The sequence below is a fragment of the Acidimicrobiales bacterium genome (assembly GCA_035630295.1).
Taxonomy (GTDB): Bacteria; Actinomycetota; Acidimicrobiia; order Acidimicrobiales; family Iamiaceae; genus Iamia.
In genome coordinates this window covers 94,126-117,123 of sequence record DASQKY010000044.1, presented here as the reverse complement: position 1 = coordinate 117,123, position 22,998 = coordinate 94,126, and the positions used below count along the sequence as shown (strand labels likewise).

The window sequence follows — 22,998 nt, the reverse complement described above, 5'->3', positions numbered from 1 at the left end:
AGCAGCCCGCATCGGTCGTACCGAGCACCCGGCGACCTCAGCCCGAGAGGGCGAGACGCCCGACCTCGGCACCGTTCTCACCCGACAGCACAACGGCCTCCAGGTCGGCACCGAGATCGATCTCCAGCACCCACCCGTGAAAGGTTTCGGCGAGCACCCACCCGTGCAGGGCGTCAGCGGGCACCCACCCGTGGAAGGCCTCGACGCGGGCCGTGACGTCGGCGACCACCGGCCCGTCGGCGGTGAGCACCTCGACGGTCCGCACCTCGTCAGTGACCAGGCCGCTCAGCCACCGAAGGTCGTCGACGGCTTGCTCGCTGACGTAGGTGGCGAACCCGGGGGGCAGGGGGGCGTCCGGCTCCTCGACGTACCCGTCCGGGTGGGCACGGATCTGCGCCAGGTCGTCGGATCTGAGGACGAAGGCAGCCAACCCTTGGAGGCTGGCCACCGCGTCCTGGTCTTCGAGCAGGTCGATGTCGTCGGGCCGGGGCGAGTCGTAGGCGGTCAAGACCCAGGGGGACCCATCGCTGAACCTCCCCTCGGCCACGGTGGTCTCGGGTGAGCCGCCCACGGCCGCCACGCTCCGGGCCCACCAGGCATCGTCGACCACCTCCAGGCTGGCTGCGGCGGCCAGCACCGCCTCCTGGGACAGGCCCATGCCAACCACCTGCACGACCTCACCGGGGCGTTCCAGCCACGTGACCGCCACCACGTCGATGACGAGAGCCTCCGACCCCTCGACAGGCGAGAGCCTCATGACCTGCCGGATCAACAGGGCATCGCGGCCCCGAACCTCGACCTGCTCGGTCTCGGCCGCGAGGCCGAGGGCGGCCACCGTGGTGGCGCCACCCGGGCCGGAGGTGATGGAGAGCTCCCGGAGAACGTCCGCGGAGGCCTCTGGCAGGTCGTCCTCGGGCCACGGGACCGGGGGCAGCCAGGAGGTCTGCCAGGTGCTGGCGGTGCCCGAGGGAGCCAGGCTGCTCAGGACGGGGCTGAGTGCGGTGATGTCGGCGACCTCACCCTGCACAACCCAGTCGGCGGGCAGGATGTCCTCGGGCATCCGGGGCCGATCGCCGGCGATGGTCACCACGGCCGCCACCGTCGCCACCAGCTCGGCATCGCGACCGACCACGGTGACCCGCCGGCCTCCCACGGTCACGGCCACCGCGCCCGGCAGCCAGCCGTCGCCGCCGACGCGGTAGCCGCTCCGGTTCCCCACCTCGACGGGCTCGGCCCTCGGGTCCTCCTCCCACTCCGGTTCGGAGGCGGCCGGGTCGGCCACCGACACGGCCAGGCCTGGCGAGGCCGGGTCGGGGCCGTAGAGCACCACGGGGCCGCTGAGCACGTGCTCGGTCCCGGCCCCCACGTGGTCGAGCTCGAAGCCCTCGGGGAGGTCGGTGGCCCGGTAGCGGCGAGGGGGCTGGACCACCTCGACCGCCGGGGTGCTGTCGTCGTCGCCGCCCTGGGTGAGGGCCACGGTGAACCCCAGCACCAGGAGCAGGGCGGCGGCGATGCCGGCGGCCGGGGCCCAGCGGCGGGTACCGGCGCGGGGCGAAGGGCGGTCGACCAGGGCCACCCTCACCACCTCGCGGTCGAGATCGGGCACCGGCTGGTCGGCGAGCGTGGCGGTTCTGCAGGCGGCGGCGCGGCCCCGGCCCCCGAGGCCGCCACCCGGAGGCGGCGCCGGTGGGACACCGCCCGGTTGGCCACCGCCCGCCGCACCCAGGCCCCGGGGGCCTCGAGCCGGCCCACGTGGGACCAGCGCCGGTAGGCGTCCAGGAAGGCGTCCTGGGCCAGCTCCTCCCCCACCGACCGGCTGCCGGTGAGCGACCACCCGAGGGCCACCACCTTCCGCCAGTCGGCCTGGTAGAGCTCCTCGAACCCCAGGGGGCTCACCGTCGTCTCCGTCATGCGCTCGTCTCTCTGTCCCTCTCGGCCCGGGGGCCGGTACGCATCGGCCGCGGAGACCGTCGATCCGTCCATTGACCGTCACTCGCACGGCGCACGGGTTCGTCTACCCCTCCGGGCCACGATCCCGGCCACGGGCCGGAGAGGCCACCGAGGACGGGGCGGCTCAGGGGCGCAGGACCACCTCCAGGGCCTCCCGCAGCAGGACGCCGGTGGCCAGCCGGACCAGGGGCTCGACGTCGCCCTGGAGGACGACCAGGGCGTCGGGGTCGAGGCCGTCGACCACCTCGGCCCGGCCCCGGCCCACCCTCACGGTGGCGGCGCTGGCCCCGGAGCGCAGCCCCACGCCGAGGAGGACGGGCGAGCCAAGCACCAGGGTCCGCACCGCGGCGTTGCCCAGCAACACCGGGACCGCCTCGGCGGCCAGGGCGCCGAGCAGGCTGACCTCGGGGTCGTCGGCCCCCTCGACCTCGGGCACCGGCGGGGCCAGGCGGGCCAGGGCCCCCAGGGCGGCGCCGGCCAGGGCCACCGGCCCGGCCAGGGCCAGGCCCCCCACCCCCACCGGCACGTCGACGAGGGCCAGGCCGAGCACCCCCCGGGGGCCGGGGGCCGCCTCCTGGTCGGCCGCACCGACCACACGGGCCGCCGCGGCCGGACCGACTGCACCGGGCCGCCACCCCGCGGCGGCGAGCAGGCGGCGGGCCGCGGCCTCGACGGCCACCTCGGCCCGGCCCCGGGCCACCACGGCCCGCACCCCTCGCACCGCGGCGGGGGGCAGCACGTCGGCCAGCGCGTCGGGGGGCACCGGGCGGCCGGCCCGGGCGCAGGCCTCGGCGTGGCGGGCCAGGGCCAGGCGCACGTCGCCGTCGGGCACCGACCCGGCGAAGGCCCGCCACTGGCCGTGCACCCAGGCCACGGCGTCGGCGCCGCCGGCCCGGCCCACGGCCACCAGCACGTCCTCCCGCAGGGCGGCCGGCACCGGTGCGCCGGGGACGCCGACGCGGACCCCGGCGGGCAGGGTGGCCACCGCCTCCGCGGCCCACGCCGCCGCCGTGCCGGCGGTGGCCCGGGCGGTGCGAGCCAGGCCGGCCAGGTGAGCGCCGGTCGGGCTCACCCCGGTCCCTCGAGGGCGGCGCGGAGGCCGAGGGCGACCACCGCCGCCGCCTCGTCGCGGTCGCGGTGGGCCAGCGTGCGCAGCACGTCCCACGTGGCCCAGGTGGTGGTCACGTCGAGCAGGTCCAGGACGGGTGGGCGCCGGGCCGCGGGCAGGGCGTCGAGCTCGCGGGCGAAGACCCGGCTCAGCTCGGCCCGGAAGAAGTCGTGGCCGAGCTGCAGTCGCTCCCGGATGGCCGGGGAGAACGGTGCGTGGACGTCCGCGGCCCGGCGGATGGGGGTCAGGGCCTCCAGCAGCTCGGCCCGCTGGGCCACGAACTGCCCGATCCGCTCGTCGAGGGGCAGCTCGGCGTCGACCGGGGTGACCAGGCCGGCCAGCCCGGTGACGGCCCGCTCGGCCACCATGGCGAACAGCGTCTCGAGGTCGTCGAAGTGCTGGAACACCGAGCGGACCGACACGCCGGCCTGCTCGGCGATGCGGGGCGCGGTGGGCCGGACGTCACCGGTCTCGACCAGGGCGACGCAGGCCTCGACGATGGCCTCGCGGGTGCGCTGGGCCCGGGCCGTGCGCCCGTCGACGGGGGCCTCGTCACCCTCGTCAGGGGTGGCCGTGAGCGGGCCCGTGCTGGCGCTGGCCCCGTTCTCCATCGGCCGGAGCCTAGGGGAGCGGCCGGTGGGGGCCCGCGGTGGGACCCCCGGCGGCGCCCACCGCCGGGGTCGTAGGGTGCGCGGACCGTCGGCCGTCCCTGGGGGTTCGATGAGCACCGACCTGCTCGACCTGTCCGATCGCATCCTGGCCGGCGCGGCCGACATCGAGGACCACCACCCCTTCTCGCCCTCCAACGAGCTGGCCGAGGTGGGCGAGGGCACGGCCTTCGTCCAGTCCTTCGCCAACGTGTCGGCCCTGCGCACCGGCGACGGGCTGGTGCTGGTCGACACGGGCAGCCCCTTCGCCGCCGGCACCATCCACGCCGCGGTGCGGGCCTGGGACCGGTCCCGCCTCCACACCGCGGTCTACACCCACGGCCACATCGACCACGTCTTCGGCACCGCCCCCTTCGAGGAGGAGGCGGCGGCCGGCGGCGACCCGGCGGTGACCGTGGTGGCCCACGAGGACGTCGACGCCCGCTTCGACCGCTACTGCACCTGCGCCGGCTACAACGCGGTCATCAACCAGCGCCAGTTCCAGGCCCCCGGCCTGCGCTGGCCCACCGAGTACCGCCGGCCCGACACCACCTACCGGGAGCGCATGGACCTGGCCGTGGGCGGCCTCGACCTCCAGCTCCACCACGCCCGGGGCGAGACCGACGACGCCACCTGGGTGTGGGTGCCGGAGCGGCGGACGGTGTGCACCGGCGACCTGGTCATCTGGTGCACCCCCAACGCCGGCAACCCCCAGAAGGTCCAGCGCTACGCGGCCGACTGGGCCGTGGCCCTGCGGGCCATGGCCGCCCTGGGCCCCGAGCTGCTGCTGCCCGGCCACGGCCTCCCGGTGCGAGGCGCCGACCAGGTGCGGGCCGTGCTGCTCGACACGGCCGAGGTGCTGGAGGTGCTCCACGACCGGACCCTGGCCCTCATGAACGAGGGGGCCCGCCTGGACGACATCGTCCACGAGGTGCGGGCCCCCGACGAGCTGCTGGCCAAGCCCTACCTGCGCCCCGTCTACGACGACCCCGAGTTCGTGGTGCGGGGCGTGTGGCGGCTCTACGGCGGCTGGTACGACGGCAACCCGGCCCACCTCAAGCCGGCCCCCGACGCGGCTCTGGCCGCCGAGCTGGCCGCCCTGGCCGGGGGGCCGGCGGCGCTGGCCGACCGGGCCCTGGCCCTGGTGGCGGCGGGCGGCGACGCCGACCTGCGCCTGGCCGGCCACCTGGCCGAGCTGGCGGCCCAGGCCGCCCCCGAGGACCCCGGCGTCCACCGGGCCCGGGCCGAGGTGTTCGGGGCCCGGGCCGGGGCCGAGCCGTCGCTGATGGCCAAGGGCGTGTTCCGCTGGGCCGAGGGCGAGTCCCGGCGCCGGGCCGAGGGCGCGCCGGAACCGGCCTGACCCCGAAGGGCGGAGGTCACCCAGGCGGTCACCAACGACCTCCGACCTTGGACCGCTGACGATGCGTGGGGCGGCGTTCGGTCCAAGGTTCAGTCGGGGCGGCCCACCACCACCGAGCCGTGGTGGGCGACGATGCGCCACCCGGCCGGCTCCCGGCTCAGGACCTTCAGGGCCGAGACGGTGGTGCCGCCGTCCTCGGCCCCGGCGCCCAGGAGGTTCTCGTCCACCGTCACCCAGGACAGGTCGCCGGAGACGTGGACCCGCTCCTCGGTCACGAAGACCTGGAGCGGGGGGGACTGGTCGAAGATGGCGAACCACGACGCCGACACCGCCGCCCACCCGTGCAGGGCGGCCCACCCGGGGTGGGTGCACGAGACCCGGTCGTCGTGGACCCACAGGTCGGACATGGTGTCGAGGTCCCGGGCCTCGAAGGCGGCGTAGAAGCGGGCCACCACGTCGGCCACCGCGGCCTCGTCCCCGGGGAGGTCGGGGGACGGCGGGGGCAGCGGCGCGGTGATCGGGCCACCGTAGCGGCGCCGTCGGATCGGGCGACCGCCCTGGTCACCGGCCTTGACCACTCCCCGTGGCGAACCCCTCATGATCCGTTCGGCCCATCCGATGGACCACGAGCTATGGGATGGCCCCGCCACCACGGACCTGACGACCTGGACCGCGTCCTCGACACCCTGCCCGACGGCTACGTCGTGCGGCCCGTCGGCGACGCCCGGTTCGTGCTGGGCCCCACCGGGGCCCACGTCCTGGCCCTCGACGACGGCGGGGCCGACGTGCCCCGGGCCGTGGGCCTGCTGGCCTCGGTCATCCGCTCGTCGCTGGCCGACCAGGTGGCCTGGGTGCCCTTCGTCCACGCCCTGCTGGTCACCGACCGCGACGAGCCGTGCCCGCCGGCCACCTGCGTGCCCCCCGGGCTGGTCCCGTCGGTGCTGCTGGAGGGGCCGGCGCTGCTGCGCCCCGAGGACCTGCGCCGCCTGGTGGCCAGCGTCCAGGCCGGGGCCCTCGACGACCTGGGCGCCGTGGCGCCCAGCCCCCGCAGCACCGCCACCCACCCCTGACCAGGGCGGACGGGCGGTCCTCCGGGCTGTCACAGGGCCGTCCTACAGTCGGGCCCATGGCTCTCCCGGTGCCCGTCACCCTCTCCCCCTCGAAGGTCACGGCGTTCAAGGACTGCGCCCTGGCCTTCCGGTTCTCGGCCATCGACCGCATCCCCGAGCCGACCACCCCGGCCATGGCCAAGGGCACCCTGGTCCACGCCGCCCTGGAGCGGCTCTTCGCCCTGGAGCCCGCCGACCGCACGGTCGAGGCCGCCGTGGCCTGCCTGGCCGCCGCCGCCGAGGCCCTCCGCGCCCCCGGCCGCGAGCTGGACGAGCTGGCCCTGCCCCCCGAGGAGGAGGCCTCCTTCCTGGCCGACGCCGAGCGCCTGGTCCGCAACTACTTCGTCCTGGAGGACCCGCGGGCCATCCGGCCCATCGGGCTGGAGCTGCGCCTCCAGGTGCCGGTGGGCGACCTGCAACTGGTGGGCATCATCGACCGGCTGGAGCTCGACGCCGACGGTGAGCTGGTGGTCACCGACTACAAGACGGGCAAGGCCCCCACCGACCGCTACGAGCAGGGGAAGCTGGGCGGCATCCACTTCTACTCGCTGCTGTGCGAGGAGATGTTCGGCCGCCGCCCGGCCCGGGTCCAGCTCCTGCACCTCAACGAGCCGGTGGCCATCACCGCCGTGCCCACCGACCAGAGCACCCGCGGCCTGCGCACCCGCGTGGGCGCCATCTGGGACGCCGTCACCCGGGCCTGCGCCCACGACGACTTCCGCCCCAAGCCCGGCCCGCTGTGCAACTGGTGCAGCTTCCAGCAGTGGTGCCCCCAGTTCGGCGGCGACCCGGCCCAGGCGTCGTCGACGGTCAGGGCGGACTCCGAGCTGGCGGCGATGGCCTCGTAGCATCGGCGGCATGGCCGTCACCGACCCGGGCACCGACGACATCCCCCCCGGCGAGGCCGACGACGACGGCCCCGAGGGGCCGGTCGAGACCGTGCTGGAGGTGGTCGACGAGCTGACCACCCCGGCCCCCACCGCCGGGGCCGTGGCCCTCGACACCCGCCTGAGCCGCTTCGACGACGCCGTCGACGCCCAGTTCGACCGGCTCCGCGGCCACCCCGCCGTCGACCGGCTGATGTACTCGGTCACGGAGCTGGCCGACTTCAGCCTGCTCTGGCACCTGCTGGGGGCGACCCGGGGGCTGGGCTCCGAGCGCGACGCGGCCGCTGCGGTGCGGCTCTCGACCGTGTTGGCGGTCGAGTCCACGCTGGTCAACGCCGGCCTCAAGTCGCTGTTCCGCCGGCAGCGGCCCATCCCCGAGTTCGAGCGGCCCCACCACCTGCGCATCCCGGTCACCACCAGCTTCCCCAGCGGGCACGCCAGCGCCGCCATGTGCGCCGCCACGCTGCTGGCCGACGGGCGCGTCCGGTCGACCCGCGTCGGGTGGTTCGCCCTCGGGGGCCTGGTGGCGGCCAGCCGGGTCCACGTCAAGATCCACCACGCCAGCGACGTGCTGGGGGGGGTGGCCGTGGGGGTGGTGGTGGGCCAGGTGGCCCGCCGGCTGTGGCGCCAACGCTGAACCGCCAGGGCTGAGCCCCGGGCCGGCGGCGGCCGCCGACGGAAGATCGGGCGGGGCGGGGAGGTTGCAGGGCCCATGACCCGCTTCGCCGTCACCTGGGACTACCGCTGCCCCTTCGCCCGCAACGCCCACGAGCACGTGCTGGCCGGCCTGGCCGCCGGGGCGGCCTGGGACGTGGCCTTCGTGCCCTTCTCGCTGGGCCAGGTGCACGTGGAGGAGGGCGACGCGCCCATCTGGGACCGCCCCGGCGACGATTCGGGCCTGGTCGCCCTCCAGGTGGGGGTGCACGTGCGCGACACGGCGCCCGACGCCTTCCCGGCCGTGCACGGCGCCCTGTTCTCGGCCCGCCACGACCAGGGCCGCGACCTGCGCGACCGGGACGTGCTGGCCAAGGTCCTGGCCGACGCCGGGTTGGACCCCGAGGCCGCCCTGGCCGCCGTGGACGACGGCTCCCTGCTGGCCGCGGTGCGGGCCGAGCACGAGGCCGCCGCGGCCGAGCACTCCGTGTGGGGCGTGCCCACGTTCGTCGCCGGCGGCCAGGCCGCCTTCGTCCGCCTCATGGACCGCCCCGGCGACGACGGCGCCCACGCCCGCCGCACCATCGACCGGGTGGTGGACCTCCTGGTCGACGCCCCCGCCCTCAACGAGTTCAAGCACACGTCGATCTCGCACTGAGCCCGGTCGGGACGGCGCGGCCTACCCTCGCCGTGTGGAGGACCGCCACCTGACCGACGTCGAGGCCCTGCTGTGGACCCTCGACGCCGATCCCCACCTGTCCTCCACCTTCGCCAACGTCACCCTGCTCGACCGGCCCCCCGACGCCGAGCGCTTCCGGGCCCGCATGGCCCACGCCCTCCGGGTCATCCCCCGCCTGCGCCGCCGGGTCGAGGGCGGGATGGCCGGCCTGGCCGCCCCCTCGTGGGTGGAGGACCCCGACGTCGACCTGGACCACCACGTGCGGCGGGTCACCCTCGACCAGCCGGGGGACCTGGACCAGCTCCTGGCCCTGGCCACCGACATCGCCGGCGCCCCCTTCGCCCGGGACCGCCCCCTGTGGGAGTTCGTCATCGTCGACGGGCTGGCCGACGGGCGGGGGGCCATGGTGCAGAAGTTGCACCACACCATCACCGACGGCGAGGGCGGCGTGCGGATGTCGGTCCAGTTCATCGACCTGGAGCGTGACGCCGAGGCGCCCCCGGCACCGCCCCGACCGGAGCCGGAGGCCGAGGCCGGGCCCGAGGCGACCCGCCCCTTCGACGCCGTCGTCGGGCCCCTGGCCGAGTTGGCCCGGGCCCCCCTGGGCCTGGCCCGCCAAGCGGTGGAGGGCGCCGCCGGCTTGGTCGGCGACCCGTCCCGCCTGGTCACACTGCCGGGTGACGCCGCCGCCACCGCCCGCTCGCTGGCCCGCCAGCTGGGCGTCACCGGCGAGGCCCTCTCCCCGCTGTGGCGGGAGCGGACCCTGGAGCGCCGGCTGGAGCTGCTGCGGGTGCCCCTGGCCGAGGCCAAGGCGGCGGCCACCGCCCTGGGGGGCAGCGTCAACGACCTGTTCGTGGCCGGGGCGGCCGGAGGGGCCGGGGCGTACCACCGGGCCGTCGGCACCCCGGTCGAGGAGCTGCGCATGGCCATGCCCATCAGCACCCGCTCCGACCGCTCGGCGGCCGGCAACGCCTTCGCCCCCACCCGGGTGCGGGTCCCGGTCGACGAGGACCCCCGGGACCGGTTCCGGGCCGTGCACCAGCGCCTGGCCGTCACCAAGGAGGAGCGGGCCGTGGGCCTGACCGGGGCGGTGGCCGGCCTGGGCAACCTGCTCCCGGCGCCGGTGCTGGTCCGCCTGGTGCGCCAGCAGACGGCGACGGTGGACTTCACCACCTCCAACGTGCGGGGCGCCCCCTTCCCCCTCTACATCGCCGGGGCCCGGATCGAGGCCAACCACCCCATCGGCCCCCTGGGCGGCACGGCCTGGAACCTGACCACCATCTCGGTCGACGGCAGCCTCGACATGGGGCTGCACGTGGACACCGGGGCCGTGGCCGACCCGGCGCTGCTGCGGGCCGGCATCGAGGCCGCCTTCGACGAGCTCCTGGCCCTGACCTGAGGCCGAGCCCCTCGGCGCCCGGCGCCGGGTCAGGCGGGGAGGCTGCCCTCGCCCACGCTGGCCGCGGGGCGGCCCGACTCCGCCGACATGAGCAGGAGGCGCAGGTCGAGCAACAGATCGGACATCTCCGCCGAGGACACCAGCTCCCGCGAACCGACCTGGGCCAGGGCCCGATCGATCACGGTCAGCGCTTCAGCGATCACGGTGGCGTCGGTCGTCGCAGTCACGCCGCCGACTCTACCCCCCGGCCCGGGCCCCACCACGCGCACGGCGGGTCGGATCGACCCGGCAGGGTGAAGTGGGGGCCGTCCCGCCTCCGGGGCGGGGCCGGGGGGAGCCGTAGGCTGCGGCCGTGGCGCACCAAGGTCCCGGGACGAGCTACCGGGTGGTGCGCCGGCTGGGCCGGGGGGGCATGGGCGTGGTCGACCTGGCCGTGGGGCCCGCCGGGGCCGAGGTCGCCCTCAAGCGCCTCTCGCTGCACGGCACGCCCGACGAGATCACCCGGGCCCGGGCCCGCCTCCGCCGGGAGGCCGAGGTCCTGGGCTCGCTCCGGCACCCGGGCATCGTCCGGTTGCTCGACCTGCTCGACGACGGCGACGACGTGGTGCTGGTCATGCCCTACCTGGCCGGGGGCAGCCTGCACGACCGGGTGGCGGCCGCCGGGCCGCTGGCCCCGGACGAGGTGCGGGCCCTGGCCGACCGGCTGCTCGACGCCCTGGCCGCCGCCCACCGCCAGGGCGTCGTCCACCGCGACATCAAGCCCGAGAACGTGCTGTTCACGGCAGCCGGTGACCCCCAGCTGGTCGACTTCGGGGTGGCCCGGGCCACCGACCAGACCCCCGGCCTGACCGCCACCTCGATGGTGGTGGGCACGCCGGCGTTCATGGCCCCCGAGCAGGCCCGGGGGGAGCCGGCCAGCGCCGCCGCCGACGTGTTCTCCCTGGGGGCCACCCTGCTGTTCGCCCTCACCGGCGAGGGGCCGTTCGGTCCGGCGGCCGGCGACCCCCGGGTGCTGATGCACCGGGCCGCCCAGGGCCGCGTCGGGCGCCCGCCCCGCGACCTCGACCCCGACCTGCGGGCCCTGCTGACCGCCGCCCTCGACCGGGCCCCGGCGCGCCGCCCCTCGGCGGCCCGGCTCCGGGGCGGGGTGGGCGGCACCAGCCCGCGGACCGGCCTGGCCGACGCCGTGCGCCGCAACCGGGTGGTGGCCGCCGCCGGGGTGGGGGCGGTGGCGGTGCTCCTGGCCGTCGGGGGGGTGGTCGCCGTGGTGGGCGGCGACGACGACGGCGCCGCCGCGGAGCGCCCCGGGCCGGCCAGCCGGGCGGCGCCGGCCTCCACGGCCCCGACCACCCCGCCGTGCACGCCGCAGCGCTACCGGCCCTGCGGCCCCGCCGGCCTGGGGGCGCCGGCCCCGGGCACCGACGGCGACACGTGCCTCCCCGGCTTCGACGACTACGACGGCGACACCGGCAACGGCTGTGAGGCCGGGGCTGACGACCGGCCCGACGGCGCCGTCCTGGCCGACGGGGCCGGGGCCCTGGAGGCCACCATCGTCCCCCGCGATGACGTCGACACCTTCGCCGTGCCAGTGGAGGACGCTTTCGACCTCGACTGCTCGGGCCGCCTGACCCTCACCCTGGACGGGCCCGAGGGCATGGTCCTGGAACTGCGGGTGGCCCGGGGCGCCGAGGTGCTGGCCACCCGGGTCAGCGAGGGCGGCCGCCCGGCGGTGGCCCGGCTGGGCGAGCGCTGCGGCCGGGACGACACCGGCGAGCTGACCGTGCGGGTGCGGCCCATCGGCTCCGACCGGGTGGCCGGTCCCTACACCCTCGACCGTGACGGGTCGTTCTGAGGGGGGGCCGATCAGAGCTGTTCAGGAGGGGTCGGGATGGGACGGGAGCACCGGCTGATCGACCCCCGCAGTGGCCGTCACCACCAGGCGGTCGGGGCCGGGGAAGGCGCCGGGCACGAACCAGGTGCTGCCGCTGCCGGCCAGCACCGGGGTGGCGCCGGTGGCCTCGCCCAGCCGGTCCCGCCAGGCGGCCAGCCGGGGCTCGACCCGTAGGGCGGCGGGCTCCAGGTCGTTGGGGCCCTCGGCGGTGGGACCGCCCATCTCGTCCCAGGCCCGGTAGACGGCCGGGGTGGCGCACCCGAAGGGCGGCACCACCAGCGTGTAGGGGGCGGGGCGGGCCGGCAGGGGGTCGAGCCGCTCCCCGATGCCGGTGACCCGGGCCCGCCCGCCCCGGAGGCAGAACGGCACGTCGGCCCCCAGGAGGGCGGCCAGGTCGGGGTCGTCGACCCCGGCCCAGCGCAGCACGGCGGCGGCGTCGGCCGAGCCACCCCCCAGGCCCCCGCCGGCCGGGATGCGCTTCTCCAGGCGGACCCGGGCCGTGCGGCCCACCAGGGTCAGGGCCCGGCGCACCAGGTTGTCGTCACCGGCGGGCACCTCCAGGCCGGTGGCCGCGGCCACCACCTCCAGGCCGTCCCCGGGGGCGAAGGTGAGGGTGTCGGCCAGGTCCAGGCTCACCATCTCGGCGTCGATCAGGTGGTAGCCGTCGTCTCGCACCCCCACCACTCGCAGCGAGAGCGTCAGCTTGGCCTCGGCGGCGAGGGTCACGACAGGCTCGGGCACGGCGCCGCAGGCTAGGCCCCACCCCCTGGCTCGTCCTTCCTTGCCCTCGAACCGAGCACCGAAGCACCGGGATGTCGGGCACGTTCGTGCTCGGTTCGAGGGGGAGGGGGTGACTCCTAGGGTGGGGGCATGGCTGACCAGCCCCTCGACCAGCAGGTGCAGCACCGGGCCGAGGGCGGCGTGGCCTGGATCACGCTCAACCGGCCCGAGGTCGGCAACGCCGTCACCCCCGGCCAGCGCGACCGGGTGATCGAGCTCCTGGGGGCGGCCTCGGCCGACCTGGCCACCCGGGCCGTGGTCCTCACCGCCACCGGCACCGCCTTCTGCACCGGGGCCGACCTGCGGGCCCCCCGGGTACCGGCCACCCGGCCCGAGGGGGCGCCGGAGCGGGCCGTGGGCGACGTGGCCCGCACCCTGCGGGACGGGGCCCAGCGGTTGATCGCCGCCGTGCTCGACTGCGAGGTGCCGGTGATCGCCGCCGTCAACGGCACCGCCGCCGGCCTCGGCGCCCACCTGGCCTTCGCTTGCGACCTGGTGCTGGCGGCCGAGGGGGCCCGCTTCATCGAGGTCTTCGTGCGCCGGGGCATCGTCCCCGACGGCGGCGGGGCCTACCTGCTCCCTCGCCTCATCGGCCCCCAGCGCACCAAGGAGCTGATGTTCTTCGGCGACGCCCTGGCCGCCACCGACGCCGAGCGGCTGGGCCTGGTCAACCGGGTGGTGCCGGCCGACGAGCTGGCCGCCACGGCCGCCGAGTGGGCCGCCCGCCTGGCCGCCGGCCCCACCCGGGCCGTGGCCCTGACCAAGTGGCTGGTGAACCGCTCTCTGGAGAGCGACCGGGCCGGCGCCTTCGCGGACGAGGCCCTGGCCCAGGAGCTGGCCCTCCACACCGCCGACGCCCAGGAGGGCATCGCCGCCTTCGTCGAGCGCCGCGACCCCACGTACCGGGGCTGGTAGACGGGGGCACGGCCCAAAATCGGGCCGGTAGGGTCGGCCGATGGTCGCTGATCCCCACCGCCTGCCCCGCACCGTCCTGCCCCGCCGGTACGACCTGCACCTGGTCCCCGACCTGGAGGCGGCCACCTTCACGGGCACGGTGGCGGTCGAGGTCGAGGTGGCCGAGGCCACCGCCACCGTGGTGCTCAACGCCATCGAGCTCACCGTGGACGAGGCCTGGATCGAGGCCGGCGGCCGGCGCCTGGAGGCCGCCGTGGCCCTGGACAGCGAGGCCGAGCGCGCCACCCTCACCCTCCCCGAGCCGGTGCCGGCCGGGCCCGCCACCGTGCACCTGGCCTTCGCCGGCGTCCTGAACGACAAGCTGCGGGGCTTCTACCGCTCCACCTTCACCGACACGACCGGCGCCACCCGCACCATCGCCACCACCCAGTTCGAGGCCACCGACGCCCGCCGGGCCTTCCCGTGCTGGGACGAGCCGGACATGAAGGCCACCTTCGCCGTCACCCTCGACGTGCCCGACGACCTGGTGGCCGTGAGCAACTCCGCCGAGGTCGGCTCCGAGCCGGTGGGCGACGGGCGGCGCCGGGTCCGCTTCGCCGAGACCATGGTCATGTCCACCTACCTGGTGGCCTTCGTGGTCGGCCCCCTGGAGGCCACCGAGCCCGTCGACGTGGACGGCGTGCCCCTGCGGGTGGTCCACCCGGTGGGCCAGGGCGCCCTCACCGCCTTCGCCCTGGAGTCGGGGGCCTTCGCCCTCCGGCACTTCGCCGACTACTTCGGCCGGCCCTACCCGGCCGACAAGCTCGACCTGGTGGCCGTGCCCGACTTCGCCTTCGGGGCCATGGAGAACCTGGGCTGCGTCACCTTCCGGGAGGCGCTGCTGCTGGTCGACCCGGACCGGGCCACCCAGCCCGAGCTCCAGCGGGTGGCCGATGTCATCCACCACGAGATCGCCCACATGTGGTTCGGCGACCTGGTCACCATGGGCTGGTGGAACGGCATCTGGCTCAACGAGGCCTTCGCCACGTTCATGGAGATGCGCTGCACCGACGCCTTCCGGCCCGAGTGGGACCGGTGGACCGACTTCGGCATCGCCCGCACCGCCGCCTTCGACACCGACGCCCTGTCCTCGACCCGGCCCATCGAGTACGAGGTCGTCTCGCCGGCCGAGGCCGAGGGCATGTTCGACGTGCTGACCTACGAGAAGGGGGCGGCCGTCGTCCGCATGCTGGAGCAGTACCTGGGCCAGGACCGCTTCCGGGACGGCATCCGCCTCTACATGGAGCGCCACGCCCACGGCAACACCGAGACCACCGACCTGTGGGACGCCATCGAGGACGCCACCGGCGAGCCGGTGCGCCGCATCATGGACTCGTGGATCTTCCAGGGCGGGCACCCGGAGGTCGGCGTCGAGCAGCGGGGCGGGGACGGGGACGCCACCCTGCACCTGACCCAGCGCCGGGCCCGGTACCTGACGGGTGACGGCGACGACGGCGAGGGGGCCGACGAGCCCCGGTGGGCGGTGCCGGTGCTGGTGCGCTGGGCCTCGGAGCAGACCGGTGGTGGGGACGGCGCCGCTGCCTCCAGCACCGGCCTGGAGCGGGTGCTGCTCGACGGGCCCGAGGCCGAGGTCCCGCTCGGGGCCCGGGCCGCCTGGGTGGTGGCCAACAGCGGGGGCAGCGGCTTCTTCCGGGTCCGGTACGGCCCCGAGGACCTGCGGGCCCTGACCAGCGGGGCGGCCGAGCTCACCGCCCTGGAGCGCTACGGCCTGGTCGACGACGCCTGGGCCTCGCTGCTGGCCGGCACCACCGACGTGGCCGCGGTGCTGGACCTGGTGCGGGCCTACGCCTCGGAGACCGACCTGTCGGTGTGGCAGCGGGTGCTCGGCGTCCTGGGCTCGCTCGACCGCCTGGTCGACGACGGGGCCCGCCCCGACCTGCAGGCCTGGGTGCGGGCCCTGGTCGCCCCGGCGCTCCTGCGCCTGGGGGCCGAGCCCGCCCCCGACGAGTCGGCCCGCACCGGCTCCCTGCGGGGCGCCCTGCTGGCCTCCCTGGGCACCACCGGGGCCGACCCGGACGCCCGCCGCCGGGCCGAGGAGGTCCTGGCCGCGACCGACGGGCCGGGCCCGGTCCCGGCCGACCTGGTCGACGCCGCGGTGAAGGTCCTGGCCGCCCACGGCGATGCCGCCACCGCGGCCGACCTGCGGCGGCGCATGGACGCCGCCGACACGCCCCAGGAGCGCCTGCGCTACCTGGGGGCCCTGGCCGACCTGCCTGGCGACGCCGAGATGGAGGCCATCCTGGCCAGCACCCTCACCGACGCGGTGCGGGCCCAGGACGGCCCGTTCGTGATCCGCCGGGCCCTCACCAACCGGGCCCAGGCCGCCCGGGCCTGGCGCGTGGTGGCCGACCGGTGGGACGAGGTGAACGCCCGGTTCCGGTCCAACAGCATCGCCCGCCTCCTGGAGGGCATCCGCACCATCACCGACCCGGCCCTGGCCGCCGAGGTCGAGGCCTTCCTCGACGACCACCCGGTGCCCCAGAGCGTCAAGCCCCTGGCCCAGCACCGCGAGCGCATGCGGGCCAACGTGGCCCTGCGCCGGCGGGTGGGGGCCGACCTGGCCGCCGCCCTCACATCGGCCCGGGCCTGACCGACGAAGGAAGGGCCGGCGCGGCACCGCCCGGGCCCGCCCCGGGCCGGCCAGCGGCGAGGAGCGCCCGTGGACCCAGATCGAGGCGCACGGACCCGGGACCCGGCCGGCGACCCCCCCGCCCGGGCGCTGTTCCAGCGGTGGGACCGGGTCACCCGCGTCGTGCCGTTCGTCGTCTCCGTGGGCGCCGCCGTGGCCCTGGCCGCCCTCCCCCCCGGCCCGCCGAACCGGCTGCCCCTCCTGGCCGTGGCCACCGCCGGCTTCGCCCTGTGCGGCACCCTGATCGTCGCCCTCCGCTGGGAGCGGCCGGTGATCTGGTCCCGGCTGGCGGTGGTGGTCCTGTTCTGCGCCAGCGTGGGCGTGGTCCGGGAGGCGACCGGCGGCGCCGCCTCCGGCTACGCCAGCCTCCTCCTGCTGGTCGTGGTGTGGCAGGGCGCCTACGGCGACCGGCGGGAGATGGTGGCCACCATCGGGTTGGTGGCCACCACCGTGGCCGTGCCCATCGTGGCCCTGGGCGCGCCGACCTACCCGGCGACGGAGTGGCGCAAGGTCCTCCTCCTGACCCTCATGTCGACGATCATCGGCGGGGTCATCCAGCAGCTCGTGCGCGACGTGCGCCGGGAACGCCGGCTCATCCACTCCATCGGCGCCCTGGCCCGCTCCACCATGCGGGGCGACGACCCCCGGCACCTGATCTGCGAGGCCACCCGCGAGCTGGCCGGGGCCGACCTGGTCGTCATGCTCGAGCCGGCGGGCGACGGCTTGCGGGTGACCGGGTCGTCCGGGGTGGCCCTCCCCCGGGTGGTGATCCCCCCCGGCGCCGTCACCCCCCACCTGCGGGCCGCGGTGGCCACGCTGGAGGCCCAGGTGGTGCTCGACACCGCCCGGGACCCCCGGGCCGCGACCGGCGCCTCGGAGTCGCTGGGCATGCGGGCGTGGATGCACCAGCCGGCGGCCCGCCACGGCGCCGCCGCCGTGGTGCTGAGCGTGGGCTGGTGCCAGCCCCGCCGCCGGGCCCTGCCGGCGTCGGTCCGGGTGTCGCTCCCCCTCCTGGCCACCGAGGCGGCGGCGGCCATCGAGCGGGCCGAGATGGTCGAGCAACTGGCCGCCCTGGCCCGCCAGGACCCCCTCACCGGCCTGATGAACCGCCGAGCCTGGGACGACCACCTGGCCCGGGAGGTGGCCCGGGCCGGCCGGACGGGGCGCCCCCTCACGGTGGCGGTCCTCGACCTCGACCACTTCAAGGCGTACAACGACGAACACGGCCACCTGGCCGGTGACCAGCTGCTCAAGGCGGTGGCCGGCAGGTGGACCGGGGCGCTCAGGACGTCGGACGTGCTGGCCCGGTGGGGCGGCGAGGAGTTCGCGGTGCTCATGCTCGACACCGCGGCCGACGAGGCCCGGCGGGTGCTGGCCCGGGTGGCCGAGCGCACGCCGATGGGCCAGACGTTCTCGGCCGGCTTCGTCACCACCACCGAGGCGCACGACCCCGACCTGCTGATGGCCGGTGCCGACGCCGCCGTCTACGCGGCCAAGGCCGCGGGCCGTGACCGTGCCGTCCAGGGGTCGGTGGGGCCGGCGACCGACCCGGTGGCCCGGCCCGCCGGGGCCGGTGAGGCCGTCGCCCTGGACCCGGTTCAGGCGCCGGCCGGGGGGACCAGCGTGTAGGTGAGGGCGCCCCGCACGTCGCGGACCCGCACCTCGACCACGCGGGCCTCGTCGCCGTCGGCGGCCAGGCACCGGAACGAGGCCCCGACCCGCTCCACCCGCACGGCCGGGCCCTCGCAGGTGACGGTGGCGTCGTCGCGGTCGAAGCGATCGGCCAGGACCTCGACGATGTCGTCGGCCACCCGGTCGGTCACCAGCACGGCCCGGGTGGGCTCGACGGCCAGGGCGCCGTCGCCGTCGGTCTGGCGCACGTCCACCTCCACCGCGCCGCCGGCCACCGTGGCCCGGCAGCGGAAGCGGGCGCCGTCGGCGACCTCGATGTCGTCGGGGCACGAGACCGACCCCACCGACACCCCGTAGGTGTCGGCCAGGCGGCTCCGGATGCTGGCCTCGGTGCGGTCGTCGTCCAGCGTGGCGGGCTGGCCGCACGCCCCCAGCAGGGCCGCGACCGCCGCCCACGCACCCGCGACCCGGGTCCGCCGGCGCCTGGCGCCGCTGTCTCGACCCGTCACGGGCCGCACCGTACCCGGGCCACGCCCCGGCCCCCGACGGCGCTCAGCCCACCAGCGAGAGCACCAGGCCGGCCTGGCCCAGGTGGTAGGTGACCATGACGGCCAGGCGCCAGCTCCGGCGGGGCCCGAAGAAGCGGTTCCAGGCCAGGGTGGCGTCCGAGGCGTAGAAGAGCAGGGCGCCGACCACGCCGGCGGCCACCGTCCGGCCGAAGGCGGCCACCACCATGACCGAGATGACGGCCATGTAGGCCAGCACCGGCCCCCGCAGGGCCGAGTCCCGCTCGCGGACGCCGGCCAGGACCCGGGGGGCGATGACGGCCAGGGCGCCCAGCACCAGCACGACCCCGGCCCCGGTGGCGGTCCACGACCGGTGGTCGCCGGCCAGGCCGGCGATGTAGGCCACGTGGCCGAGCAGGAACGACCCCAGGCCGAGCAGGAAGGGGGGCAGCGGCGTGCTCGTGTCCTCGGGCAGCATGAGGAACACGTCGCCGGCCAGGGACAGGACCAGCCCGGCCACGAACCAGGCCCGGACCGTCCCGTCGTCGGGGTGCAGGGCGAGGGCGGCGCCGATCAGCAGGGCCAGGGTGGCGGGCTTGGCCCCGTAGACCAGGCGCTGGTCGTCGCGCCACACCCCCACCCAGTTCACGACGGCGGCCACCGCGGCCACGGCCAGCAGGACCCCTGCGCCCCCGGTCAGCTCGCCCACCGCGGCACCCTACGCGGTGGCGGCCACCGCCTCGTCCCAGGCCACGGGCTCGGCCAGGCGGGCCCGCCACCGGGCCAGGGGGGCGGGGCGGTTCATGCCCAGGGCGGCCACCACCCGGTCGCCCCGGCGGTAGAGGGCGACGAAGCGCCGCTCGTCCAGGCTGCCCTCCACCACCCGGACCTCCTCGGCTCCGGCGGTGCGGCCGGCCAGCATGATCTTGCGGTCGTACTGGTCGCTCCAGAACCAGGGCACGGGGGCGAAGGGCTCCCCTCCGCCGTCCCCGGCCAGGAGGGTGGCCGCGGCGTGGCCGCCCTGGGCGATGGCGTGGTCCCAGTGCTCGACCCGCAGGCGCTCGCCGTAGCCCGGGTGGGCCCAGCGGGCCACGTCGCCGGCGGCCACCACACCGGGGGCGACCCGGCAGGTGGCGTCGGCCACCACGCCGTCGTCGAGGGGCAGGCCCGAGCCCTCCAGCCAGCCGGTGGCGGGCCGGACCCCGATGCCCACCACCACCACGTCGCAGGCGATGTCGGTGCCGTCGGCCAGGCGCACGCCGGTGACCCGGTCGTGGCCCAGGACGGCCTCGACGCCGACGCCGAGGCGCACGTCGACGCCCTGGTCGCGGTGGACGGCGGCCACGGTGTCGCCCACCACGCCCCCCAGCACCCGGCCCAGTGGCACCGGGAGGGGCTCGACCAGGGTCACGTCCAGGCCCCGGCCCCGGCAGGTGGCCGCCACCTCGGCCCCCACGAAGCCGGCACCGACCACCACCACCCGGGCCGGGCCGGCGTCGAGGTCGGCCCGCAGGGCCAGGCAGTCGTCCAGCGTCCTCAGCACGTGGACCCCGGGCCGGCCCTCGGCCCCGGGCAGGGTGCGGGGGGTGGCCCCGGTGGCGATCACCAGGCCGTCCCAGGCCACGGAGGTGCCGTCGGCCAGGGCCACCGTCCGGGCCGCCAGGTCCACGCCGGTGGCGGCCACGCCCAGGCGCCAGTCGACGGCCAACGCGTCGTCGGCGGCGCCGGCCAGGGCGGTGCGCTCCGGCTCCCAGGTGCCGGCCAGCACCTGCTTGGACAGCGGCGGCCGGTCGTAGGGCCGGTGGGGCTCGGCCCCGACCAGCACCAGGGAGCGGTCGTAGCCGGCGCCGCGCAGGGCCCGGGCGGCGTGGAGGCCGGCCAGGGACGCGCCGACCACGACGATCGAGGAGGGGACGGCCATGGGGGCGGGGCTGGGGTCGAGGGCGCGGCGGCGGGCCCTCAGTCCTCGACGGTGATGGCCTGCTTGGGGCAGCGGAGGGCCGCCTCGGTCACCTTGGCCCGCAGCGCCTCGGGCGGCGTGTCGTCCAGGACGTAGAGGAAGTCGTCGTCGCGGACCTCGAACACCTCGGGGGCGACGGCCATGCACACGGCGTTGCTCTCGCACAGGTCGTAGTCGACGACGACGCGCATGGTGGACCCCTCACGCGGACCGATGGGACCCGGCCACCCTACCGGCGCGGGCGCCCGCCGTCGGCTGGACCGGCGCGGATCGTGGCCGCCGACGCCCACGCCGTATCCTCGGGCGTCCGCACCCGAGGAGCGCCCCGTGCCCGCAGCCCGCCCGTCCCGATCCCCCGCCCGCCTCGTCGCCGTCGCCGTCGCGGTGGTGGCCCTGGTGGCCGGCACCGTGGGGTGCAGCGGCGACGAGGACATCGCCCGGGACGACTTCGAGGAGAAGCTGGTCGAGCGGACCGAGATCCCCGAGGCGGCGGCGGCCTGCATCACCGATCGGGTCTACGCCGAGTTCGAGCAGGGCCAGATCAACGCCATCGTCCAGGCCGCCACCGTGAAGGAGCTGCCCGACGACGCCGAGGGCACGCTCGAGGTCATCAACCGGGAGTGCCTGGCCGCCGAGCCGGGCTGAGGTCCGGAGGGGTGCCGTCCCGGCTCCCGCCGGGAACCCTGGGCTAGGGTCCGCGGCCTGCCCCTCGACCCGAAAGGGCCTCGCATGGCCTCGTCTCTGATCCGCCGGCTCCTCCCCGGGGCTCTCGCTCTCGGCCTGCTCGCCGGCGCCGGGTTGGCCGCCACCGGGTGCGGCGGCGACGAGGACATCTCCAAGGAGCGGTTCCTCGAGGACTTCTCCGAGAAGAGCGGCCTGGAGAACGACATCGACGCCTGCATCGTCGACGAGCTGTTCGCCCAGCTCGACCAGGAGGAGATCAACGACTTCTACGGCGCCGACACCAACGAGCCGCTGAGCGACGAGAACACCGCCGCCGTCGAGGCCGCCAGCAGCAAGTGCGCCACCGAGAGCATCGACATCCCGACGACCACCGCCGCTGAGTAACCGCCCCGCCGGCGCCGGTCACCGGGCGCTGAGTTCCGGGCCCCCGTGCCGTCTGCACGGGGTGGACGACGACGCGCCGTGGGCCAGGTTGGTGCTGCTGGTCGGCGGCCGCGAGCACCCGCTGGGCCCGGTCGGGGCCGCCGCGCCCTGCGACCTGCACCTGGTGGACGACCTCCTGGCCCTCCGCCTGGCCCTCGGCCGCCACGGCGCCACCCTGCGGCTGGTGGAGGTCCGCTCCGAGCTGCACGAGCTCCTCGACCTGGTCGGCGTGCCTGAGGCCCTGGGCGTCGAGCCCGCCCAGGGGGCCGGTTGGTGAACTGGCGCCGGTGGGCGTCGAGGGCCCGCTCCAGCTCAGCCGGGCGTGCGACGCCGGAGGCCGTCGATCGAGGGGATGACATCGCCGGTCAATGCCAGAGGCCGGCGGACCCGGACCCCGCCGGCCGGCCGGTTGACCACCATGCCGTGGGGCCGGGGTGGCGCCGGGTCGACCAGCTCCATGTCGACCCGCTGGGCCAGCCGGGCCAGGACCAGGGCCAGCTCCATCTGGGCCAGGGCGAAGCCGATGCAGCGCCGCGGGCCACGGCCGAAGGGCACCCAGGCCGCCTCCATCCGGGCCGCCTGCTCCGGGGTGGGGTCGAGGTGGCGCTCGGGCCGGAAGGCCAGGGGCTCGTCCCAGGCTCCGGGGTGGCGGCCGGCCAGGTGCGGCGACCAGGCCACCATGGCCCGGCGGGGGATGACCCGGTCGCCGACGGGCACGTCGATCACGGCCTGGCGGGGAGAGAGGGCCCCCGGCGGGTGGAGGCGGAGCGTCTCCTGGGCCACGGCGGCCGCGTAGGACAGGTCCCGGTGGGCCTCGGCGCCGAGCGTCGGGCCGTCCCCGACCGGCCCCAGCACCTCGTGGGCCTCGGCCCGGAGGCGGTCCCACACCCCGGGGGTGGCCAGGGACCGGTGCACGGCCCAGGCCAGGGTGGCGGCCGTGGTGTTGTAGCCGGCGCCGATGAGCGTGGTGACCTGGTCGTGGACCTCCTCCGCGGTGAGGCCCGACGCCGCTTCGTCCACGAACACGTCGAGCAGGTCGTCGCCGTCGGGGCCGGCGCCGACGGCGGCCCGCCGCCGGGCCACCTCCCGGTCGACGATCCCGTTGAAGGCTGCTCGGGCTGCTCGGGCCCGGGCCCGGGCCGTGAACGGGAGACGATGCGGGAGCTGCTGCAGGCCGGGCCGCTCCAGGTAGGACTGGAGCTCGTCGAACAGGGCGCCGATCTCGGCCGTGCGGTGCTCCAGACCGTTCCCGAAGAAGGCCCTGACCGTGACGGCCAGCACCAGGTCGGTGCCCAGGGGGTGGACGTCGACCACTCGGCCGGCGTCCAGGGCCGGGGCCAGGTGCTGGTCGATGGCCCGGTCGACCTGGCCCACGATCATGGGGATCCAGCGATCGAGGCGCCGGCGGGCCAGGCCCGGCTGGCTGGCCGCCCGGCGCCGGCGGTGGTCCTCGCCGTCGGACACGATCATCGAGGTCGGGCCGACGATGAAGCCCAGCACGTTGGCCAGGTGGCCCCACCGGTAGGAGACGCTGGGTTGGGCGAACACCGTGCTCAGGTCGTCGGGATCCCCCACCACCACCAGCCGGGCCGGCCCCAGCCGCAGGGCGAAGGTGGGCCCGTAGGCGGCGGCGCACTCGTCCAACACCGGGATGGGGTCCACCAGCAGCCGGCGGGCCAGCCGCCCGTTGGCCCGCACCCCCACCGGCCCGGCCAACCGGGTTGC

At 76.7% G+C, this 22,998-nt stretch carries 25 protein-coding genes; 13 read left to right on the top strand and 12 right to left on the bottom strand.

The features are described from left to right. Window positions 1–37: 37 nt before the first annotated feature. The 4 genes from VEW93_13260 to VEW93_13245 all read right to left on the bottom strand — a co-directional run bounded on the left by VEW93_13260 (window position 38) and on the right by VEW93_13245 (window position 3,669). Window positions 38–1,606, bottom strand: a complete 1,569-nt coding sequence (locus VEW93_13260) for a hypothetical protein (GenBank protein ID HYI62761.1) — start codon at window positions 1,604–1,606, stop codon at window positions 38–40. Beyond that, complete coding sequence (locus VEW93_13255) at window positions 1,579–1,911, bottom strand: sigma factor (GenBank protein ID HYI62760.1); 333 nt, start codon at window positions 1,909–1,911, stop codon at window positions 1,579–1,581. The genes VEW93_13260 and VEW93_13255 overlap by 28 nt, the downstream gene beginning before the upstream one ends. Window positions 1,912–2,074: 163 nt before the next feature. Next, a complete protein-coding gene (locus tag VEW93_13250; GenBank protein HYI62759.1) occupies window positions 2,075–3,022 on the bottom strand; it encodes a hypothetical protein in 948 nt (315 codons plus the stop codon). After that, window positions 3,019–3,669 carry a TetR/AcrR family transcriptional regulator gene (locus VEW93_13245; GenBank protein ID HYI62758.1) on the bottom strand — a complete coding sequence of 217 codons (651 nt, stop codon included), beginning with the start codon at window positions 3,667–3,669 and terminating at the stop codon, window positions 3,019–3,021. The genes VEW93_13250 and VEW93_13245 overlap by 4 nt, the downstream gene beginning before the upstream one ends. 109 nt (window positions 3,670–3,778) lie before the next feature. Between VEW93_13245 and VEW93_13240 the strand changes: the two genes are divergently transcribed. Beyond that, window positions 3,779–5,065, top strand: a complete 1,287-nt coding sequence (locus VEW93_13240) for an alkyl sulfatase dimerization domain-containing protein (GenBank protein ID HYI62757.1) — start codon at window positions 3,779–3,781, stop codon at window positions 5,063–5,065. A gap of 89 nt (window positions 5,066–5,154) precedes the next feature. Here VEW93_13240 and VEW93_13235 read toward each other — a convergent pair whose 3' ends face one another. Continuing rightward, window positions 5,155–5,664, bottom strand: a complete 510-nt coding sequence (locus tag VEW93_13235) for a nuclear transport factor 2 family protein (GenBank protein ID HYI62756.1) — start codon at window positions 5,662–5,664, stop codon at window positions 5,155–5,157. A gap of 33 nt (window positions 5,665–5,697) precedes the next feature. Here VEW93_13235 and VEW93_13230 point away from each other — a divergent pair, with 33 nt between their 5' ends. The 5 genes from VEW93_13230 (at window position 5,698) to VEW93_13210 (ending at window position 9,793) form a co-directional block, all read left to right on the top strand. Continuing rightward, entirely contained in the window at window positions 5,698–6,135 is a 438-nt protein-coding gene (locus VEW93_13230; GenBank protein ID HYI62755.1) for a hypothetical protein, read from the top strand. Window positions 6,136–6,191: 56 nt separating this feature from the next. Next, window positions 6,192–7,022, top strand: a complete 831-nt coding sequence (locus VEW93_13225; protein HYI62754.1) for a PD-(D/E)XK nuclease family protein — start codon at window positions 6,192–6,194, stop codon at window positions 7,020–7,022. Between the two features lie 10 nt (window positions 7,023–7,032). Continuing rightward, window positions 7,033–7,698 (top strand): phosphatase PAP2 family protein, encoded by a 666-nt coding sequence (locus tag VEW93_13220; protein HYI62753.1) that lies wholly within the window; start codon window positions 7,033–7,035, stop codon window positions 7,696–7,698. Between the two features lie 75 nt (window positions 7,699–7,773). Beyond that, complete coding sequence (locus tag VEW93_13215) at window positions 7,774–8,373, top strand: DsbA family protein (protein HYI62752.1); 600 nt, start codon at window positions 7,774–7,776, stop codon at window positions 8,371–8,373. A 34-nt stretch (window positions 8,374–8,407) separates the two neighbouring features. Then, complete coding sequence (locus tag VEW93_13210) at window positions 8,408–9,793, top strand: wax ester/triacylglycerol synthase domain-containing protein (GenBank protein HYI62751.1); 1,386 nt, start codon at window positions 8,408–8,410, stop codon at window positions 9,791–9,793. Window positions 9,794–9,822: 29 nt separating this feature from the next. On the opposite strand, the gene VEW93_13205 is transcribed toward VEW93_13210, so the two are convergent. Continuing rightward, window positions 9,823–10,020, bottom strand: coding sequence for a hypothetical protein (locus VEW93_13205; protein ID HYI62750.1), 198 nt, complete (start codon window positions 10,018–10,020; stop codon window positions 9,823–9,825). Between the two features lie 125 nt (window positions 10,021–10,145). On the opposite strand from VEW93_13205, the gene VEW93_13200 reads away from it, so the two are divergent. Further along, the gene (locus VEW93_13200; GenBank protein HYI62749.1) at window positions 10,146–11,645 is read left to right on the top strand and encodes a serine/threonine-protein kinase; all 1,500 of its coding nucleotides are present in this window, start codon (window positions 10,146–10,148) and stop codon (window positions 11,643–11,645) included. Between the two features lie 21 nt (window positions 11,646–11,666). On the opposite strand, the gene VEW93_13195 is transcribed toward VEW93_13200, so the two are convergent. Continuing rightward, on the bottom strand, window positions 11,667–12,425 hold the full coding sequence (locus VEW93_13195; protein ID HYI62748.1) for a 4-(cytidine 5'-diphospho)-2-C-methyl-D-erythritol kinase: 759 nt from the start codon (window positions 12,423–12,425) through the stop codon (window positions 11,667–11,669). Between the two features lie 129 nt (window positions 12,426–12,554). Here VEW93_13195 and VEW93_13190 point away from each other — a divergent pair, with 129 nt between their 5' ends. The 3 genes from VEW93_13190 (at window position 12,555) to VEW93_13180 (ending at window position 17,697) form a co-directional block, all read left to right on the top strand. Then, window positions 12,555–13,379 carry an enoyl-CoA hydratase-related protein gene (locus VEW93_13190; protein ID HYI62747.1) on the top strand — a complete coding sequence of 275 codons (825 nt, stop codon included), beginning with the start codon at window positions 12,555–12,557 and terminating at the stop codon, window positions 13,377–13,379. Between the two features lie 40 nt (window positions 13,380–13,419). Then, entirely contained in the window at window positions 13,420–16,029 is a 2,610-nt protein-coding gene (locus tag VEW93_13185) for a M1 family aminopeptidase (GenBank protein ID HYI62746.1), read from the top strand. Between the two features lie 69 nt (window positions 16,030–16,098). Then, the gene (locus tag VEW93_13180; protein HYI62745.1) at window positions 16,099–17,697 is read left to right on the top strand and encodes a GGDEF domain-containing protein; all 1,599 of its coding nucleotides are present in this window, start codon (window positions 16,099–16,101) and stop codon (window positions 17,695–17,697) included. Here the strand turns inward: VEW93_13180 and VEW93_13175 are convergent. From VEW93_13175 to VEW93_13160, 4 genes are read right to left on the bottom strand one after another with little or no spacing between them, the layout of a single operon-like run. Beyond that, window positions 17,667–18,209 (bottom strand): DUF4333 domain-containing protein, encoded by a 543-nt coding sequence (locus tag VEW93_13175; protein ID HYI62744.1) that lies wholly within the window; start codon window positions 18,207–18,209, stop codon window positions 17,667–17,669. The two genes, VEW93_13180 and VEW93_13175, sit on opposite strands and share 31 nt — an antisense overlap. A 43-nt stretch (window positions 18,210–18,252) precedes the next feature. Then, window positions 18,253–18,915, bottom strand: a complete 663-nt coding sequence (locus VEW93_13170; GenBank protein HYI62743.1) for a lysoplasmalogenase — start codon at window positions 18,913–18,915, stop codon at window positions 18,253–18,255. 9 nt (window positions 18,916–18,924) lie between these two features. Further along, window positions 18,925–20,127: an FAD-dependent oxidoreductase gene (locus VEW93_13165; protein HYI62742.1), complete on the bottom strand. Its 1,203-nt coding sequence runs from the start codon at window positions 20,125–20,127 to the stop codon at window positions 18,925–18,927. Between the two features lie 38 nt (window positions 20,128–20,165). Further along, window positions 20,166–20,357, bottom strand: coding sequence for a ferredoxin (locus tag VEW93_13160; GenBank protein ID HYI62741.1), 192 nt, complete (start codon window positions 20,355–20,357; stop codon window positions 20,166–20,168). Between the two features lie 136 nt (window positions 20,358–20,493). Here VEW93_13160 and VEW93_13155 point away from each other — a divergent pair, with 136 nt between their 5' ends. From VEW93_13155 to VEW93_13145, 3 genes are all read left to right on the top strand, one after another. Then, the gene (locus tag VEW93_13155; protein HYI62740.1) at window positions 20,494–20,811 is read left to right on the top strand and encodes a hypothetical protein; all 318 of its coding nucleotides are present in this window, start codon (window positions 20,494–20,496) and stop codon (window positions 20,809–20,811) included. An 84-nt stretch (window positions 20,812–20,895) separates the two neighbouring features. Continuing rightward, entirely contained in the window at window positions 20,896–21,234 is a 339-nt protein-coding gene (locus VEW93_13150; protein ID HYI62739.1) for a hypothetical protein, read from the top strand. A 61-nt stretch (window positions 21,235–21,295) separates the two neighbouring features. Beyond that, window positions 21,296–21,550 (top strand): hypothetical protein, encoded by a 255-nt coding sequence (locus VEW93_13145; protein HYI62738.1) that lies wholly within the window; start codon window positions 21,296–21,298, stop codon window positions 21,548–21,550. Between the two features lie 35 nt (window positions 21,551–21,585). Here the strand turns inward: VEW93_13145 and VEW93_13140 are convergent, their stop codons facing one another. Then, window positions 21,586–22,989 carry a cytochrome P450 gene (locus tag VEW93_13140; protein HYI62737.1) on the bottom strand — a complete coding sequence of 468 codons (1,404 nt, stop codon included), beginning with the start codon at window positions 22,987–22,989 and terminating at the stop codon, window positions 21,586–21,588. Window positions 22,990–22,998 lie beyond the last annotated feature (9 nt).

Bases quoted from the DNA above. Each gene is read 5' to 3' on its own strand.
- VEW93_13255 (HYI62760.1), bottom strand. From the start codon at position 1,911: ATGACGGAGACGACGGTGAGCCCCCTGGGGTTCGAGGAGCTCTACCAG.
- VEW93_13245 (HYI62758.1), bottom strand. From the start codon at position 3,669: ATGGAGAACGGGGCCAGCGCCAGCACGGGCCCGCTCACGGCCACCCCT.
- VEW93_13240 (HYI62757.1), top strand. From the start codon at position 3,779: ATGAGCACCGACCTGCTCGACCTGTCCGATCGCATCCTGGCCGGCGCG.
- VEW93_13235 (HYI62756.1), bottom strand. From the start codon at position 5,664: ATGAGGGGTTCGCCACGGGGAGTGGTCAAGGCCGGTGACCAGGGCGGT.
- VEW93_13230 (HYI62755.1), top strand. From the start codon at position 5,698: ATGGGATGGCCCCGCCACCACGGACCTGACGACCTGGACCGCGTCCTC.
- VEW93_13225 (HYI62754.1), top strand. From the start codon at position 6,192: ATGGCTCTCCCGGTGCCCGTCACCCTCTCCCCCTCGAAGGTCACGGCG.
- VEW93_13220 (HYI62753.1), top strand. From the start codon at position 7,033: ATGGCCGTCACCGACCCGGGCACCGACGACATCCCCCCCGGCGAGGCC.
- VEW93_13215 (HYI62752.1), top strand. From the start codon at position 7,774: ATGACCCGCTTCGCCGTCACCTGGGACTACCGCTGCCCCTTCGCCCGC.
- VEW93_13190 (HYI62747.1), top strand. From the start codon at position 12,555: ATGGCTGACCAGCCCCTCGACCAGCAGGTGCAGCACCGGGCCGAGGGC.
- VEW93_13185 (HYI62746.1), top strand. From the start codon at position 13,420: ATGGTCGCTGATCCCCACCGCCTGCCCCGCACCGTCCTGCCCCGCCGG.
- VEW93_13165 (HYI62742.1), bottom strand. From the start codon at position 20,127: ATGGCCGTCCCCTCCTCGATCGTCGTGGTCGGCGCGTCCCTGGCCGGC.
- VEW93_13160 (HYI62741.1), bottom strand. From the start codon at position 20,357: ATGCGCGTCGTCGTCGACTACGACCTGTGCGAGAGCAACGCCGTGTGC.
- VEW93_13150 (HYI62739.1), top strand. From the start codon at position 20,896: ATGGCCTCGTCTCTGATCCGCCGGCTCCTCCCCGGGGCTCTCGCTCTC.